This is a genomic window from Catenulispora pinisilvae (assembly GCF_015356865.1).
GTDB lineage: Bacteria > Actinomycetota > Actinomycetes > Streptomycetales > Catenulisporaceae > Catenulispora > Catenulispora pinisilvae.
In genome coordinates this window covers 39,445-55,818 of sequence record NZ_JAAFZA010000046.1, presented here as the reverse complement: position 1 = coordinate 55,818, position 16,374 = coordinate 39,445, and the positions used below count along the sequence as shown (strand labels likewise).

Annotated in this window: 15 protein-coding genes; 11 read left to right on the top strand and 4 right to left on the bottom strand. The window is 69.6% G+C overall.

The window, feature by feature from the left end; translation table 11 throughout:
• Positions 1 to 123 precede the first annotated feature (123 nt).
• From IZR01_RS15430 to IZR01_RS15420, 3 genes are all read left to right on the top strand, one after another.
• A complete protein-coding gene (locus IZR01_RS15430) occupies positions 124 to 1,104 on the top strand; it encodes a LysR family transcriptional regulator (RefSeq protein ID WP_228556048.1) in 981 nt (326 codons plus the stop codon).
• A gap of 95 nt (positions 1,105 to 1,199) precedes the next feature.
• A complete protein-coding gene (locus IZR01_RS15425) occupies positions 1,200 to 1,394 on the top strand; it encodes a tautomerase family protein (protein WP_194899256.1) in 195 nt (64 codons plus the stop codon).
• 22 nt (positions 1,395 to 1,416) lie between these two features.
• Positions 1,417 to 2,247 carry a M55 family metallopeptidase gene (locus tag IZR01_RS15420; RefSeq protein ID WP_194924261.1) on the top strand — a complete coding sequence of 277 codons (831 nt, stop codon included), beginning with the start codon at positions 1,417 to 1,419 and terminating at the stop codon, positions 2,245 to 2,247.
• On the opposite strand, the gene IZR01_RS15415 is transcribed toward IZR01_RS15420, so the two are convergent.
• Positions 2,238 to 2,624: a (R)-mandelonitrile lyase gene (locus IZR01_RS15415; RefSeq protein ID WP_194899258.1), complete on the bottom strand. Its 387-nt coding sequence runs from the start codon at positions 2,622 to 2,624 to the stop codon at positions 2,238 to 2,240. The genes IZR01_RS15420 and IZR01_RS15415 overlap by 10 nt on opposite strands.
• Before the next feature lie 168 nt (positions 2,625 to 2,792).
• Here IZR01_RS15415 and IZR01_RS15410 point away from each other — a divergent pair, with 168 nt between their 5' ends.
• The 4 genes from IZR01_RS15410 (at position 2,793) to IZR01_RS15395 (ending at position 7,213) form a co-directional block, all read left to right on the top strand.
• Complete coding sequence (locus IZR01_RS15410) at positions 2,793 to 3,701, top strand: helix-turn-helix transcriptional regulator (RefSeq protein WP_194924260.1); 909 nt, start codon at positions 2,793 to 2,795, stop codon at positions 3,699 to 3,701.
• Between the two features lie 149 nt (positions 3,702 to 3,850).
• Complete coding sequence (locus tag IZR01_RS15405) at positions 3,851 to 4,984, top strand: serine hydrolase domain-containing protein (protein WP_194899260.1); 1,134 nt, start codon at positions 3,851 to 3,853, stop codon at positions 4,982 to 4,984.
• Between the two features lie 221 nt (positions 4,985 to 5,205).
• A complete protein-coding gene (locus IZR01_RS15400; RefSeq protein ID WP_194924259.1) occupies positions 5,206 to 6,426 on the top strand; it encodes a hypothetical protein in 1,221 nt (406 codons plus the stop codon).
• A gap of 28 nt (positions 6,427 to 6,454) precedes the next feature.
• The gene (locus IZR01_RS15395; protein WP_194924258.1) at positions 6,455 to 7,213 is read left to right on the top strand and encodes an alpha/beta fold hydrolase; all 759 of its coding nucleotides are present in this window, start codon (positions 6,455 to 6,457) and stop codon (positions 7,211 to 7,213) included.
• Here IZR01_RS15395 and IZR01_RS15390 read toward each other — a convergent pair.
• The 3 genes from IZR01_RS15390 to IZR01_RS15380 form a co-directional block, all read right to left on the bottom strand.
• Complete coding sequence (locus IZR01_RS15390; protein ID WP_194893012.1) at positions 7,152 to 7,382, bottom strand: hypothetical protein; 231 nt, start codon at positions 7,380 to 7,382, stop codon at positions 7,152 to 7,154. The genes IZR01_RS15395 and IZR01_RS15390 overlap by 62 nt on opposite strands.
• Before the next feature lie 206 nt (positions 7,383 to 7,588).
• A complete protein-coding gene (locus tag IZR01_RS15385) occupies positions 7,589 to 9,232 on the bottom strand; it encodes a glycoside hydrolase family 13 protein (RefSeq protein WP_194924257.1) in 1,644 nt (547 codons plus the stop codon).
• A 75-nt stretch (positions 9,233 to 9,307) separates the two neighbouring features.
• A complete protein-coding gene (locus IZR01_RS15380) occupies positions 9,308 to 11,119 on the bottom strand; it encodes a glycoside hydrolase family 13 protein (RefSeq protein WP_194924256.1) in 1,812 nt (603 codons plus the stop codon).
• 149 nt (positions 11,120 to 11,268) lie between these two features.
• Here IZR01_RS15380 and IZR01_RS15375 point away from each other — a divergent pair, with 149 nt between their 5' ends.
• The 4 genes from IZR01_RS15375 (at position 11,269) to IZR01_RS15360 (ending at position 16,362) form a co-directional block, all read left to right on the top strand.
• Complete coding sequence (locus IZR01_RS15375) at positions 11,269 to 12,285, top strand: LacI family DNA-binding transcriptional regulator (protein WP_194893015.1); 1,017 nt, start codon at positions 11,269 to 11,271, stop codon at positions 12,283 to 12,285.
• 215 nt (positions 12,286 to 12,500) lie between these two features.
• Positions 12,501 to 13,838 (top strand): sugar ABC transporter substrate-binding protein, encoded by a 1,338-nt coding sequence (locus tag IZR01_RS15370; RefSeq protein ID WP_228554232.1) that lies wholly within the window; start codon positions 12,501 to 12,503, stop codon positions 13,836 to 13,838.
• A 128-nt stretch (positions 13,839 to 13,966) separates the two neighbouring features.
• On the top strand, positions 13,967 to 15,523 hold the full coding sequence (locus tag IZR01_RS15365) for an ABC transporter permease subunit (protein WP_194924255.1): 1,557 nt from the start codon (positions 13,967 to 13,969) through the stop codon (positions 15,521 to 15,523).
• Positions 15,520 to 16,362: a sugar ABC transporter permease gene (locus tag IZR01_RS15360; RefSeq protein WP_194924254.1), complete on the top strand. Its 843-nt coding sequence runs from the start codon at positions 15,520 to 15,522 to the stop codon at positions 16,360 to 16,362. The genes IZR01_RS15365 and IZR01_RS15360 overlap by 4 nt, the downstream gene beginning before the upstream one ends.
• Positions 16,363 to 16,374: the final 12 nt, after the last annotated feature.

Below are 16,374 nucleotides of genomic sequence, written 5' to 3'. Positions count from 1 at the left end.
TCCGGAGACTGCGTAACCATGTCAAGAAGATCATCGGTAAGCCGTGTGCGGGAGAACCGCACGCACGGATTGAAAGGGGACAGAGGAAACGGGCTCTCACGAGCACCGCGCCTCTAACTACCAATGGAACTACGCCAGCTCGAGTACTTCGTCGCCGTGGCCGAGGAGCTGCACTTCGGCCGCGCCGCCGACCGCCTGCACATCGGCCAGCCGGCGGTCAGCCAGCAGCTGCGGCGGCTGGAGCGGGAGCTGGCGGCGGAGCTGTTCGACCGCTCGCCGCGCCACGTGCGGCTCACCCCGGCCGGCGAGGCGCTGCTGCCGCAGGCGCGCGACGTGCTGGCGGCGGTGGCGCGGGCCCGGGCGGCGGTGGCCGACGCGGCGGGTGCGCGGCCGGCGCCGCTGCGCATCGGCACCAGTTCCGGGCTGGGGGAGCGGCTGGAGCTGGTCCTGGACGAGTTGCTGCGGCTGGCCCCGGAGCTGCCCGTGGAGCTGGTGATGACCGGCCCCACCCACGAGCGGCTGGACCGGGTCGCCGACGGCGCCCTGGACGCCGCCTTCGTCCGTGGCCCCATAGCCGACCAGGGCCGGGGCCTGCGCACGGTGCAGCTGTGGCGGGACGAGCTCGTGGCCGCCGTGCCGGCCCGGCACCCGATCGCCCAGGAGCGGTACGCCACCTTCGCCGCCCTGGCCCCGCTGGGCCTGCGCCTGACCGCCCGCCGCAACAACCCGGCCCTGGTCGACCTGATCGTCGGCGCCTTCCACGCGGCCGGCCGCGAACCAGCGTCATCGAGCCCTTACACCCGCCTGGCCGACACCCTCGCGGCGATCGGGACCGACGGCGCCAGCTACACCGTCATGTACGCCGCGCACGCCGAGCAGATCCGCAACCGCCGCGTCGCCTTCCTGCCGTTCGAGCCTCCGGGCCTGGGGCTGATGACGCACCTGGTGGTCAGCCGGGCCCGGCCCACGCCGCATTTCAGCATCCTGATGCAGGCCTGCGATCCGGTGGTCGATGACGGCCCGGCAGCCGAAGACCGCCCGGCAGCCGATGACGGCCCGGTGCCCGTCGAAGGCCCGGGATCCGCCGACGATCAGGAATCGTGATCGCAGCCAGTCCCGGTCGCGTCTGGTTCGCGGCCCCGACCTGCGATGAACTTGATCTCGCAAGGGGAAAGCACAGCGAACCGAAGGAGCTCACCATGCCGAACATCACCATCCACCAGATGCCCAAGACCGTCGAGCAGAAGCGCGAGATGGCCGCCCGCATCACCGACGCGATGGTCGACGTCTACAAGGCCCCGGCCGAGACCGTCCACGTCTGGTTCCAGGAGGTCACCACCGAGGACTACGCCGCCGCCGGCCAGCTCCTCGCCGACAAGCTCGCGCAAAAGTAGTACCGCTGCTACAACGGTCCTTATGCGGATCTTCATCAGCGCGGACATGGAGGGGATCACCGGGCTCGTGGACGCCGAAGACGTCCAGCCCGGTGGCCGGGACTACGAGCGCGGACGGCTGGCGATGACCGAGGACGTCAACGCCGCCGTCCGCGGCGCGGTCCGGGCCGGCGCCACCGAGATCGTGGTGAACGACGCCCACGGCCCGATGCGCAACCTGCGCACCGAGATCCTGGACCCGGCCGCCCGCCTCATCCGCGGCAAGCCCAAGGCGATGGGCATGATCGAGGGCCTCACCGCCGACTTCGACGCCCTCATCTGCGTCGGCTACCACTCCCGCGCCGGCGCCCACGGCGTCCTGAGCCACAGCTTCATGGGCCACGAGATCGAGGACATGTGGCTCGATGACCGGCCGACCGGCGAGATCGGGCTGGTCCAGGCCAGCGCCGCGGCGCTCGGCGTGCCGCTGGTCGCGCTCACCGGCGACGACGCCGCGTGCCAGGAGGCCGCGGACTGGGCACCCGGCGTCGCGACCGTCCCGGTGAAGTACGTGCGCGGACGCTTCGCCGCCGAACTGCGCCCGGAGAACGAAGCGCACGCGGCCATCGAGGAGACCGTCACTACTTCCCTTGCCGCACCGCGAACCGCCAGCGCGCCCAGCGAGGAAACCGCGACCCTGGCCGTCCGCTGGCAGTCCTCGACCGTCGCCCACACCCTGCTCGGCATCCCGAACGTGACGGCGGTCGATCCCCGAACGGTCAAGGCGGTCAGCACGCCCCCGGATCTCTTCCGCCAGTTCGGCGTGTGGATGAGGGTCGCCTCCTCGCTGACTAATCAGGCCCCTTACTGCTGAGCGCCGTACTCCGCATCAGTGACGTGCTCGGCCCACGCGGTCTCGTCGCCCTCCCACAACGCCAGGTGCACCATGAACCGGTCCGGCGCGGCCCCGTGCCAGTGCTGCTCACCCGGCGGCGTGTACACCACATCACCCGGATGGGCTTGCACGATGTCCCCGCCCCGGGCCTGGATCAGCGCGACGCCCTCGACGATGTAGAGGGTCTGACCCAGGCTGTGCGTGTGCCACGCCGTACGCGCGCCCGGGGAGAACCGCACCGCGTTCAATCGCGCCCGCGACTCGTTCTCGCCCCGGTACAGCACGTCGGTCCACACGTCGCCGGTGAACCACTCGGCCGGCAGCTTCACCGTCCCGGACGGCTTCAAGATCTCCATGGTCGGTCTCTCCGATGTGATGGCTGTGATGGCTGTTGTGATGGCTGTGGTGGCTTCTCGCTTTGACGCTTCCATGCAACCCCGACTGTCACCGCCGGGGGAGATCCCGGCGTGACAGGTACTGCCAGGACCTGTCACACCGCACCTCTCAGGCCTAGCCTGGAGATCATGGACGGCCGAGACGAGTTCCGCGACTTCCTCACCTCCCGGCGGGCCCGGATCACTCCGGACCAGGCCGGGCTGCCCGCGTACGGCGGCAGCAACCGGCGGGTCCCGGGACTGCGGCGCGAGGAAGTGGCGCTGCTGGCCGGGGTGAGCGTGGAGTACTACACGCGGCTGGAACGCGGGAACGCGCGCGGGGTCTCGGAGAGCGTGCTCGACAACCTGGCCCGGGCCTTGCAGTTGGACGAAGCCGAGCGCGCGCACCTGTTCGACCTGGCGCGGGCCGCCAGCAGCAGCGGCTCCCGGACCCGTCGGCCGGCCAAGCAGCAGGTGCGGCCGATCGTGCAGCGGATCCTGGACGGGATGGAAGGCGTCCCGGCGCACGTGCGCAACGGTCGGTTCGAGTCACTGGCGGTCAACCGCTTGGGGCGCGCGCTGCTGGCGCCGGTGTACGAGGGACGCGAGTTGCCGGTGAGTCACGCGCGGTTCGCGTTCCTGGACCCACGGGCGCACGAGTTCTACGGCGACTGGGAGCGGACGGCCAACGACATAGTGGCCGCGCTGCGCTCGGAAGCCGGGCGCAACCCGTATGACAAGGCTCTGACAGACCTGATCGGCGAACTGTCCACGCGCAGCGAGTTCTTCCGGACCCGGTGGGCCGCGCACAATGTGCGGTTCCACAACACCGGCGTCAAGGTCTTCCACCACCCGGTGGTGGGGGAGCTGCGGATGGAGTACGAGTCGCTGGAGCTGACCGACGGGAGCGGCTTGGCGATGAGCGTCTACAGCCCCGAGCCCGGTTCGCCGTCCGAGGACGCCATGGCGCTGCTGGCCAGTTGGGCCGCGACGATGGATCGCGAGCAGGAGGACGCGCGGCAGGCCGATGCGCGGCAGGCGGATACGCGGCAGGGCTGATCGGCAGGGTTGGCAGCCAAGTCACAAGTCCTGATAACGTCACCACCGCAGCGACTACCTCTCGCGGGCATATCCCGCGAGCGGCCGGGCGGTTCCTGGGTTCGCAGACAGACGAGTTCTGTCGCACACGGGAACCTGTAGGGGTAGTCGTGCAATCTCATCTCATAGCGGCCGAAGTAGACGCGATCGTCGAGCGGGCCGTTGTCGAACACCGACTTGTCGGCGTCAGCGTTGTGGTCGGCGTGGGCGGCCGTGTCGTCTACCGGCGCAGCGCCGGGTCGGCGGATCGAAACACCGGACGGCCGCTTCGCGATGACGCGATCTTCCTGCTGGCCTCGGTCACCAAGCCGTTCGTGTCGGTGCTGGCCATGCAGCTCGCCGAGGCCGGACACCTCGATCTGGCGGCACCCGTCAGCCGATACCTACCGGACTTCCGCCCGGCGCTGCCCGACGGAAGCCGCCCCGATATCAGCGTCCTGCAACTGCTCACGCACACAGCCGGGCTGCCCTACGGGATGTCTCCCGGTGACTACACGGCTTTCCACGCCGCGGGAGCGAGCAATGGAATGGACGTACCGGGGCTGAGCTCCGCCGAAGCGGCGCACCGGCTGGCCGGGGTGCCGCTGCTGTTCGCTCCGGGTACCGACTGGGAGTACTCGACCGGAATGGACGTGGTGGGCTGGGTCATCGAAGCCGTGACCGGCCGCCGGCTGGGCGAGTCCGTCGCCGAACGGATCACGGGTCCGCTCGGCATCGCCGACACGGGTTTCACCGTGTCCGACGCGGCGCGGCTGGTGAGCTGCTACTCCGATGCCGCACCGGTACCACGGGCGGTGGGCGAGCAATCCGTGATCGTCACCGGCCCGAACCGGACCACCGTCACGCCGGGTCGCGTCCTGGACCCGGCGTCGTACCACTCCGGCGGCGCGGGCATGGTCGGCACCGCGTCGGGGGTGTGGACCTTCCTCGAAGCGGTCCGGACCGGCCGCCTGCTCACCGCCGAATCCCGCACCCGCATGCTGACCGGGCAAGCGGGGATGGACAAGATTCCCACCGGTCCCGGCGTCGGCTTCGGCATCGGGTGGGCGGTGCTCGATGACCCGGCGCGGAACGGGAGCCCGCAATCGAAGGGCACTCTCAACTGGGCGGGCACCTATGGACACAACTGGTTCATCGATCCCGTTCGGGAGATCACTGTGGTGTCGCTGAGCAACACCACGCCGGCGGGGATGTTCAGTGACTACACGTTGCAGCTGCGCGATGCTGTCTACCGCCGTTTGTAGTGGGCCCCGTGTCGTGAGCCGTGGCCTGTCGTGAGCCGCGTGTCGTCAGCCCCGTGCTTGGCATCGCGGGGCGGACGGCGGGCCGAAGCCTGAATGAACATCGCGGCCGAATGGGACATGGATCTTGATCATCTCGCCGGTGGCGGTCGAGGCTGTCGATGCTGCTACGTGGTGTAGCAGCGAGCCGCTGTGCTGACTGAATTCTTTCCGGGAGCCCCCACATGTCCTCTTCCGCATCGCGCCGTGCGCGACTCAGTGTTCTGGCCCTGACCGGCGCTGTGTCGGCTTTGGTGCCCGCGGTCTCGGCGCAGGCCGCGACGTCGGCCGCGGTTCCTGCCGCCGCCTCGACCGCCTCGGCCGCCTCCGCTGTAGCGCATCTGAAGCTGTTCGCCGCGGCCCCGGCCGGTCTGACCAACCCCGACGACATCACCCGCCTGGGCAATCTGGTCTTCGTCACCTACCAGAACAACGCAGGCCCGACCGGCACGCCGGCCGGCAGTAAGAGCGACGTCATCGCCTTCGATCTGGGTACCGGCCGCGTCGAGGGGCACTGGACCATCGCCGGCCGGGTCGACGGCCTCACCGGCGACCCGCGGCACCACCGGGTGATCGCCACTGTCAACGAGGACCTGAACTCGACCCTTTACACGATCACGCCGGGCCAGGGCGACAGCGGCCTCAAGCACTACACCTACTTCCCGAACCCGGCCCAGACCGGTTCGGACGGCACCAACGGCGGCACCGACTCGGTGGCGATCAGCCGCGACGGCACCATGTATGTCGCGCACTCCAACCCCGACGTCTCCCTGTCCGGCGCCGACAACGCCCCGGCGGTTTACACGATCAAGCTCAGCGGCACCGCCGCACAGCTGACCCCGGTGTTCGGCGTCGACGACCCGGCCACGGTCATCAATCCGGCCGCCGGCGCCCCGAAGAGCGCGCCGATGGGCCTGACCGACCCGGACTCCAACAAGTGGGTCCCCGGCCCCGACGGCGGCACGCTGATCCAGGACTCGCAGGCCGACAGCAAGCTGATATTCGCCTCCGACCTGGACGCCGCGCACCCGAGGCTGCGCGAGCTGAACCTCACCAACGCCACCGGCCCGGCCTCCGTCACGCCGCAGCTCGACGACATCACGCCGACCGGCGCCGCGGGCCGGCTGTTCATCGTCGACCAGCAGAGCGGGTCGATCTACACGCTGGACACCCGGGGCTTCGCCGGCGGCGAGCTGTTCGCCGCGCAGCCCGCGCCCGGCGACGGCGATCTGGCGAACACGCCGGGGCTGAAGCTGATCAACGAGAAGACCGGGGTCGCGACGCCGGTGGTGACGGACGTGAAGTTGGGGAGCCCGAAGGGGTTGTTGTTCGTGCACGGGCACGAGGGTCGGGGCGGCGGCGAGGGTTGGGGCGGCGGCTGGGGCCACGCGCCCGGCATCTCGTAGCGCCGCGTCCCTCCGATACCGTGCGGCCATGGCGAATTTCGTACTGGTCGCGGGCGCGCGGCTCGGGGCGTGGGCATGGGACGACGTCCTGCCCGAGCTGCGCGCGGCGGGCCACGGCGCGTACCCGCTGAGCCTGTCCGGCCTGGCCGAGAAACAGGGCGTGCCGGCCGGACAGCAGACGCACGTCCAGGACATCGTCGAGGAGATCGAGGGCCGGGACCTGCGCGACGTCATCCTGGTCGGCCACAGCTACTCGGGCATCCCGGTCGGCCAGGCCGCCGAGCGCATCGGCGAGCGGCTGACCCGCGCGGTCTTCGTCGACTCCGCGCTCCCGGTCGACGGCGAGGCGTTCATCTCCCTCATGCCGGACGGCGGCGCGAAGGTGAAGGAGTCGATCGCCGAGAACGCGGGATTCTGGCCGCCCGTCCCGGCGTCCCACTTCGCGGGCCACGGCCTGACGGACGATCAGATCGCCCGCATCATCTCCGTCTCGACGCCCCACCCCGGCGCCACACTCACCGAACCCGCCATTCTGAAGCGCCCCCTGGCCGAACTCCCGGCGACCTACATCAGCTGCTCCCTGGACGGAGCCGCACTCGACGCCGACCTCGCCGAGCTGATGACCAGCGACCACTGGCGCCTGGCCGAACTGACCACCGGCCACTGGCCGATGTTCTCCCGACCCCGCGAACTCGCGCGGATCCTGCTCGACGCGGCCGGACCGATCAGTGACGCCGCCGCCACAACAGATACCGAACGGCGTCGAACACCAGAAAGATCCCACTGAACCACGCGACCGACAGCGCACCGGCCACGATCAGCGGCCGGTGCTGTTTTTGCAACGCGTCGAGCGCCATCCCCAGTGCGCCGGACCCGACGACCCACACCACGCCGAATCGCAGGAACCGGCCCAGCGGCCGGTCCCACAGCCATCCCAGCGGCTTGAAGGGTTCCACGAGGTCAGCATCCTGAGAAGCCGCGCGGGCGTCAATGGCGGGTGCGGCGCGAGGAGAGCGGGGCACCGCGGCATGACCGCAAGCATCACCGCAGGGCCGTGCCGGATAACTCCAGCGCGCCGCCGCATCCTGCGCCGGCGCGGCACTGTGGCATCACGCCGCCGCATCCCCAAGTGTCAGCCCAACTGCCAGCGCCGGCGGCCGTCCTACTCAGCCACCAACCAAACCGCCACATCCACCCCCAACACCGCCCCTTCAACCGCCTCCGACCCGATCAGCACCCGATACCCCGCCGGCAGCGCCACCGGCGCCTCCGACAAGTTCGCGTAGTAGAGCACTTCCCCGCGCCGGAACGCCAGCACCCCGCTCGGCGCCGCGAGCCACTCCAGCGGCGTCCCGTCTCCGAGCCCGCGCCGCAGCCACTCGCGGCGGATGCGCAGCAGTGCGCGGTAGTGCGACAGTGTCGAGTGCGGGTCCTGCTCCTCCGCGGCGGCGGTGCGGTTCTTCCACTCCGCGGGCTGCGGGAGCCACGGTGCGGCGGTCGCCCCCGCCGGCGAGAAGCCGAACGGCGCCGCGTCCCCCGACCACGGCAGTGGCACGCGGCAGCCGTCGCGGACCGGGCCGTCGTGGCCGCCGTGGTGGCGGCTCGGGTCCTGCCACGCCTCCGGCGGCAGGTCCTCCACCTCCGGCAGTCCCAGCTCCTCGCCCTGGTACACGTACGTCCCGCCGGGCAGGGCGTTGATCAGCTGCATCGCCGCCCGCGCGCGGCGCTCGCCGAGGGCGTGGTCCACCGGCGTCCCGTACAGGCGGCGTGCGTCGGCCAGCGAGGTCTGTGCGCGGCCGTAGCGGGTCGCGTGCCGGAGCACGTCGTGGTTCGACAGCACCCACGTGGCCGGTGCCCCGACCGCCGCCAGCACCCCCAGCGTCGCCTCGATCTCGGTACGCAGCGCCGTCGCGTCCCACGGGCAGCTCAGCAAGCCGAAGTTGAACGCCGTGTGCAGCCGGGTCGGGGTCAGATACCGCGCCACCCGCGAGGCGTCCGCCACCCAGGCCTCGGCCACGAACACCCGCTCGCCCTCGTAGGAGTCCGCGACCCGCCGCCAGCCCTCGTAGATCGCCAGCGTCTCGTCGCGGTCGAAGTACGGGTGGTCCGCCGCCACACCGTCCAGCATCCCCGTGGAAGTAGACGCGACATCAGGGAACGCAGGGTCCTTCGTCAGCCCGTGCGCGACGTCGATCCGGAACCCGTCGACCCCCAGGTCCAGCCAGAACCGCAAGATGCTCTCGAACTCGGCCCGCACCTCGGGGTTCGTCCAGTTCAAGTCCGGCTGCTCCGGCGCGAACAGGTGCAGGAACCAGTCCCCGGGCTTCCCGTCGGCCTCGACGGTGCGGGTCCAGGCCGGCCCGCCGAAGATCGACGGCCAGTCCGTCGGCGGCTCCGAACCGTCCACGCCGCGCCCCGGCCGGAAGTGGTACCGCGACCGGGCGGGCGAACCCGGCGCGGCGGTCAGCGCCTCCTGGAACCAAGGATGCTGATCCGACGTGTGGTTCGGCACGATGTCCAGGATCAACCGCAACCCGTGCGCATGCGCGTCGGCTATCAGCGCCTTGGCATCCTCCAGCGTCCCGAACAGCGGATCCAGCCGCCGGTAGTCGCTCACGTCGTACCCGGCATCCACCTGCGGCGAGGCGTACCAGGGGTTCAACCACAACGCGTCCACCCCGAGCGCCGCCAGATACGGCAGCCGCGACCGCAGCCCGGCGACGTCGCCGACCCCGTCCCCGTTCCCGTCGGCGAAGCTGCGGATGTAGACCTGGTAAATGACGGCGTCACGCCACCAGCTGCTCATGTATTTCACTCCGAGACTTGATATAGGGGGAGAAGCCGTATAGGGGAGATGGCTCAGCCGCATAGAGGAGATGGCTCAGCCGCGCTCGACGCGCCACACGTGGAAGGCCGGACCGTCCGAGGGCAAGGGGGCTCCGGGGACCAGATCCGACCCGCCGAGCAAGTGCGAAGCGGCGAACGGCGCGGCCACCGGCTCGTGCGCGGCCCGGCTCACCTGAACCACCACCGTCTCCTCCGGCAGCGCGCGCTCGAACAGTACGAAGTCCTCACCCGCGTGCAGCCACCGCAACCCGCCGGATCGCAGCGCGCCATGCGAACGCCGCAGCGCGATCAGCGAGCGGTACACCTCGTACGTACCCTGATCCCACGCGCCCTCATCCCACGGGAACGGCCGGCGCCCGTCCTCCGTGTGCAGCGCCCCGGCCACCCCGACCTCGTCCCCGGCGAACACCATCGGCAGCCCCGGCAACGTCATCAACAATGCCACCCCGAGCGCCTGCCGTTCCGCGCCGACCACGGACCGGAAACGCGGCATGTCATGCGAATCCAGCAGGGTCATGTTGTGCGTGACCGCGCGCCACGGGATCAGCGCCGCGAACTGGCGCATCACCGCGGCCATCTCGCCGCCGCCGTGGACCGGCGGCCGCCCCGGCACGCCCCACAACTCCGGCGTGCCCGAACCCCCGAGCCAGCCCAGCACCGGCCGCGTGAACCCGGCGTAGGCCATCGTCCCGTGCCAGCCGTCGCCCCGCAGCGTCGCCGAGGCGTCGAACTGGTGCTCCGCCAGCAACAACGTCTCCGGCGCCACCGCCCGCAACGTCTCCCGCACCGACCGCGCCATCCGGGCATTGAGATCGATCGCCCCGTACCGCCCCGCCGACTGCGCGACATCCACGCGCCAGCCGTCCAACCCGAACTCGGCGGGATACCGCGCGATCACCGAATCCGGGCCCTCATACAGCCGCCGCCGCAGTTCCTCGGACCGGTGGTCCAGCTTGGGCAGCGACGGCACGCCGAAGAACGACGCGTACTGATCGCGATCCGCCCCGAAGTAGTAGAACCCTGCTTCGGCGCTCGCCGGGTCGGCCTGCCCGCGCCGGAACCAGGGATGCATGTCCCCGGTGTGGTTCAACGTGATGTCGCCGATGACCTTGATTCCGCGCAGGTGCGCCTGTGCGGTCAGCTCCTTGAGCGCTTCATCGCCGCCGAGCAGGGGGTCGACGAAGTCGAACGACGAGGCGTCGTATCGGTGGTTGGAGCGCGAAGGGAAGAACGGCGTCAGATACAACGCGTCGATCCCAAGCCTGCGAAGATAGTCCAGCTTCTCCGCGACACCCCACAAAGTTCCGCGATAGACCTGCTTCGTCCCGGCCGGCGTCCCGTATGCAACAGGATCATCCCATTCAGCCGGAACAGCCCAATCCGGCAAGGCGCCCACCGGATGCGCCGCCGACCGCGCGAACCGGTCGGGGAAGATCTCGTAGACCACCGCGCCCTCGGCCCACGCCGGTGGCGGGTCGTAGGTGGGCAGCTTGAAGTCGGCCGTGTCCGTGACGTCGACGTCGTGCAGCCCGGTGCCGTTCAGCCAGCGCCGCCGCCCCGGCGTCCCGGTCTCGATCAGGAACCGGTACCCGAGCTCGGCGTTCACCACCGGCACGCTCGCGCGCCACCAGAGCTCGTCGCCGGCTTCCCGGTCCACCAGCGCCTCGGTGTAGGCGGGCTCGCCGTCCGGCGTGCTGCGCACGTGCACACCGCGCGCCGCCATCGCCTTCGACGTCCGCACGAACACATCGACCTTCTGTCCGACCCGGGGCGCGGGATCGCTCACGTACAAAGGCGATCCGTCGTGGTGGGCCGAGGGGCCGAGGACGGGGGGATTCACGGGCATGGGCACGGCTCTCCAGTGGACACGGCATTGGCACGACCCGGCAGACGCTAGGCAAACGGATCGTGATCCGTAAGGGGTTGCCGATGTTTGCCGCTGTGTTTCACTCTTCTGCTTCCATGTTTCGCAACGAAACACCTATAGTGCGGCGCATGTCTTCTCGACTCGACGACATAGCCCGCCAGGCCGGGGTCAGCAAGGCCACGGTCTCCCGCGTGCTCAACGAACGCCCCGGCGTCAGCCCGCAACTGCGCAAAGCGGTGCTCACGGCGCTGGACGTCCTGGGCTACGAACGTCCGTCCCGGCTGCGGCCCCGCAGCGCCGGCCTGGTCGGCCTGCTGCTGCCGGAGCTGGAGAGCCCGATCTATCCGTTGTGTGCCCAGGTGATCGAGACCAACCTTTCGCGTCAGGGGTTCACCCCGGTGCTGTGTTCCCAGACGCCGGAGGGCGCCGGGGAGGACGAGTACGTCGGCATGCTGCTGGACCGCGGGGTCTCCGGCGTCATCTTCGTCTCCGGGATGCACGCCGACACCGGCCAGGACCACTCCCGCTACCGCGATCTGGTGGCGCAGCGGCTGCCGTTGGTGTTCGTCAACGGGTTCATCCCGAACCTGGAGGCGCCGTTCATCTCCTGCGACGACCGGGCCGCCGGGGAGTTGGCGGTGGCGCACCTGGCCGAACTCGGGCACCGCCGGATCGGGCTGCTGCTGTCCTCCGACCGGCACGTCCCGGCCCGCCGGCAGCTGTCCGGCTACCGCACCGCGATGGAGACCCGGTTCGGGGCCGGCGGCTACGAACCGGACCTGGTGGACATCTCGTTCCCCGGGGTCGAGGGCGGGTACGCCGGGGCTTCCAGGCTGTTGCAGCGCAACGTCACGGCCATCGTCTGCGGCTCGGACATGATGGCGCTCGGTGCGATCCGGGCTCTGAAGCAACATCACAAGCGGGTCCCCGAGGACGTTTCCGTGATCGGTTACGACGATTCGGTCCTCATGGGCTACACCGATCCACCGCTGACCACGGTGCGCCAGCCGGTGCTCTCGATGGGCGTCGCCGCAGCCCGGACGCTGATCGACCAGATCCGCGGGGTGACCATCCGCAAGACCGAGTCGCTGTTCTTCCCCGAGTTGGTCGTGCGGGCCTCCACCGGGCCTCTTGCAGAAACGTAGAAACAGAAGTGCACGGATCTGAAACAGCGACGCAAGAAGCTGCAACGGATTGTCCGGTCCGAGTTTCCAGTTAGGGTCTGCGGTGTTAACGGCGAGTCACGGCCGGACCCCGCCGACATCAACGCTCTGACCTGTCTTCTTCAGGTCGCACGCAGAGCGAAACTCCTTTCTCCCGACAACTGACCAAAGGGGTCATGGTGAGATACCGTCCCTCCTTGACGACCGCCGCTGTCGCGGTCGTAGCGGCAGCTCTTTCCCTGACCGGCTGCTCCAGCTCGTCCTCGAAGTCCGCTGCGGGCTCGTCCTCCTCGACGAGTTCGGCCTCCTCGCCATCGGCGTCCGGCTCATCGGCCGCTGCCGCGGCCTCGACAGCTTCTTCCTCGGCCAGCGCGCCGCCGGTCCGCGACCCCAACACCGACCTGGTGATCTGGGCCGACGCCCAGCGGGCCCCGGTGTTGCAGCAGTTCGCCCAGAGCTTCGCCACCGCGAACGGCATCTCGGTGAGCGTGCAGCCGGTGTCCACCGACCTTCAGTCGGCGTACGTCACCGCCACCGCGGCCGGCAAGGGCCCGGACATCGTGGTCGGCGCCACCGACTGGATCGGCAACATGGTGCAGAACGGCGCCATCTCGCCGCTGCCGCTGACCGCGGCCCAGAAGGGCGCCTTCGAGACCACCGCGCTGAACGCCGTCACCTACAACGGCCAGGTCTACGGCATCCCCTACGCGACCGAGAACCTGGCGCTGATCACCAACACCGGTGAGGCGGCGGCGAACCCGGCCACGTTCGAGGCCATGGTGGCCAACGGCCAGGCCGCGGTGAAGTCCGGCAAGGCCTCCGAGGCGCTGGCGATGCAGATCGGCCAGCAGGGCGACCCCTACACCGCGCAGCCGCTGCTCGGCTCGGCCGGCGGCGACATCTTCGGTACCAAGCCCGACGGCAGCTACGACCCCTCGCAGGTCGGCGTGGACAACGCCGGATCCAAGGCGTTCGCCGCGCAGCTGGCCAAGTACGGCGAGAAGGGCCAGAACGTCTTCAAGCGCTCCATCGACGCCGACAACGCGGTGTCGCTGTTCACCTCCGGCAAGACCCCGTACCTGATCTCCGGCCCGTGGTCGCTGGAGCAGATCCGCAAGTCGGGCCTGAAGTACGCGATCAGCCCGGTCCCCGGCTTCGCCGGCCTGGGCCCGGCCCAGCCGTTCGTCGGCGTGCAGGCGTTCTACGTCTCGGCGAAGGCCAAGAACACCGCGCTGGCGCAGGAGTTCACGCTGAACTACCTGACCCGCAAGGACGTCGAGGAGGCGCTGTACAAGGTCGACCCGCGGGCCCCGGCCCTGACCGAGGCGTACAACGACGTGTCCAAGACCGACCCGGACATCACCGCCTTCCAGGCCGCGGCCGCGCACGGCGTCGTGCTCCCGCAGATCCCGGCGATGTCCGCGGTGTGGGGCCCGCTCGGGATCGCCGAGGCGGCGATCGTCGGCGGCGCCGACCCGAACACCTCGATGACGAACGCCGCCAACCAGATCCGCGCGGCGATCGCCAAGGGTTAGCCGGCCAACCGTTGGCAGACCACCATCTCTTCCGTCCTTGAAACCGCAAGCCTCCGCACGGTGCGGCGACTCGAATTGCCCCCGGGCCGTCGCACCGTACGGAGCCGAAAGAAAGCAGGGGAGCGGCCGTGACCGCCTTGCCCTCTGAGCGTCTGGCACGCTTGTCGTGGCCACGGGTCGTCTTCGTCGGCCTGGTCGTCCTCTTCGCGGTGCTCACCGTCCCGACGCTGGTCGACAAGCACTCGTGGACCGGCGTGACGGTCACCGTCGCGGTGACGGCGATCCTCGCCTACGTCTACCTGACCCCGAAGCGGATCGCGGCTCGGTTCCTGGTCCCCGGCACGATCCTGCTGCTGGCTTTCCAGGTCTACCCGATCGGCTACACGATCGACACCGCGTTCACCAACTACGGCGACGGGCACCGGCTCAGCCAGTCCCAGGCCGTGGCGCAGATCGAGGCCGACTCCGTGCTGGAGCAGCCCGGCGCGCAGCGCTACGAGTTGTCGGTGGCGACCAAGACCGCCGACATCTCCGGTGCGTTCGTGTTCTTCCTCACCGACCCGAACGGGAAGGTCGAGCGCGGCGACGCCGCCGGGCTCACGCCGGTCCCGGACTCCGAGGTGACCAAGGACCAGTTCACCGGCAAGGTGATCACCGCGGCCGGCTGGCACATCCTGACCGGGATCCAGGTCAACGGCCTGGGCCAGCGGCTGGCCGCGTTCGAGGTGCCGACCGGCGGCGGCTTCATCAAGTCGGTGGGCCTGTCCGAGGCGTACGTCGGCCAGTTCACGATGAAGTACGACGCCGCCGCGAAGACCATGACCGACACCCGGACCGGCACCGTGTACAAGGCCTCTGATGGTGAGTTCAAGGCCGTCGACGGCTCCGGCAAGACGCTGCCGATCGGCTGGAAGGTCGGCGTCGGGTTCAAGAACTTCACCTCGGTGCTCACCAACGCCGCCATCCGCGGCCCGTTCCTGCGGGTCCTGGTCTGGACGATCGCGTTCGCCGTCCTGTCGGTGCTGAGCACGTTCGGCCTGGGCCTGCTGCTCGCGGTGGTCATGGACCATCCCCGGATGCGTGGCCGAAGGCTTTACAGCTCCCTGCTACTCCTGCCCTACGCGATGCCCGCGTTCATCTCGACCCTCGTCTGGGCGAGCATGTACAACAAGGACTTCGGCCTGCTGAACAAGCTCTTCGGCACCCACATCGACTGGCTCGGCAGCCCCTGGTCGGCGCGCGGGTCGGTGTTGCTGACGAACCTGTGGCTCGGCTTCCCCTACATGTTCCTGGTCTGCGCGGGCCTGTTGCAGGCGGTGCCGCAGGAGCTGAAGGAGGTCGCGAGGGTCGACGGCGCCTCGCCGTTCCGGGTGTTCCGCTCGGTGACGATGCCCACGGTGCTGATCGGCGCGATGCCGCTGCTGATCGCCTCGTTCGGCTACAACTTCAACAACTTCAACGTGATCCGGCTGCTGACCGACGGTGCCCCGTACCCCTCCGGCAGCTCCACGGCCGGTGACACGGACATCCTGATCAGCTACACCTACCGTCTGTCGTTCGGCGGCCAGGGCGCGCAGTACGGCCTGGCCTCGGCGATCTCGTTCCTGCTCTTCGTGTTGGTCGGCCTGATCTCCTACGCCGGCTTCCGGCAGACCCGACAGCTGGAGGAGGTGTACGCCCGATGAAGGACCGTCTGTGGTGGCGCCACCTGATAGGCATCGCCTCCCTGGTGTTCGCGCTCGTCCCGATCCTCTTCCTGGTCTCGGCCGCGCTGAACCCGGTCGGCACGCTGTCCACGACCTCGCTGATCCCGAGCGGTGCGAGTTTCGCCAACTTCAGCAAGCTGTTCCACGACCCGAACTCGCCATATGTCCGCTGGTACGTCAATACCCTGGTGATCTGCGGCGTCTCGTCGGTTCTCAACGTTCTGATCGGCGTCAGCGGGGCGTACGCCTTCTCCCGGCTGCGCTTCCGCGGCCGGCGGCCCGGGCTCACCGGCATCCTGCTGGTGCAGATGTTCCCGAACTTCTTGGCGCTGACCGCGCTGTACCTGCTGTTCATCAACATCGGCAGCGTCCTGCCGGCGTTCGGCCTGAACACCTCGCTCGGCCTGATCGTCGTCTACCTCGGCGGCGCGATGGGCGTGAACACCTGGCTGCTCAAGGGCTACCTGGACACCATCCCGGTGGAGCTGGACGAGTCGGCGCGGATCGACGGCGCCACCGAGGCGCAGGTGTTCTTCCGCATCATCTTGCCGCTGGCCCGGCCGATGCTGGTGGTGGTCGGGCTGTTCTCGTTCGTGTCCTTCCTGAACGAGATCATCCTGGCCGGCGTGTTCCTGACCGGCAGCGCGCACAAGACGCTGGCGGTCGGCCTGTACGGCCTGGTCTCCGGCAACCACAACACCGACTACGGCGAGTTCGCCGCCGGCTCGCTGCTCGCCGGCATCCCGGTGGTCCTGATCTACCTCTACCTCCAGAAGTATCTCGTCAAGGGCTTGACGGCGGGCGCCGTCAAGGGCTGATCCGCATCATTC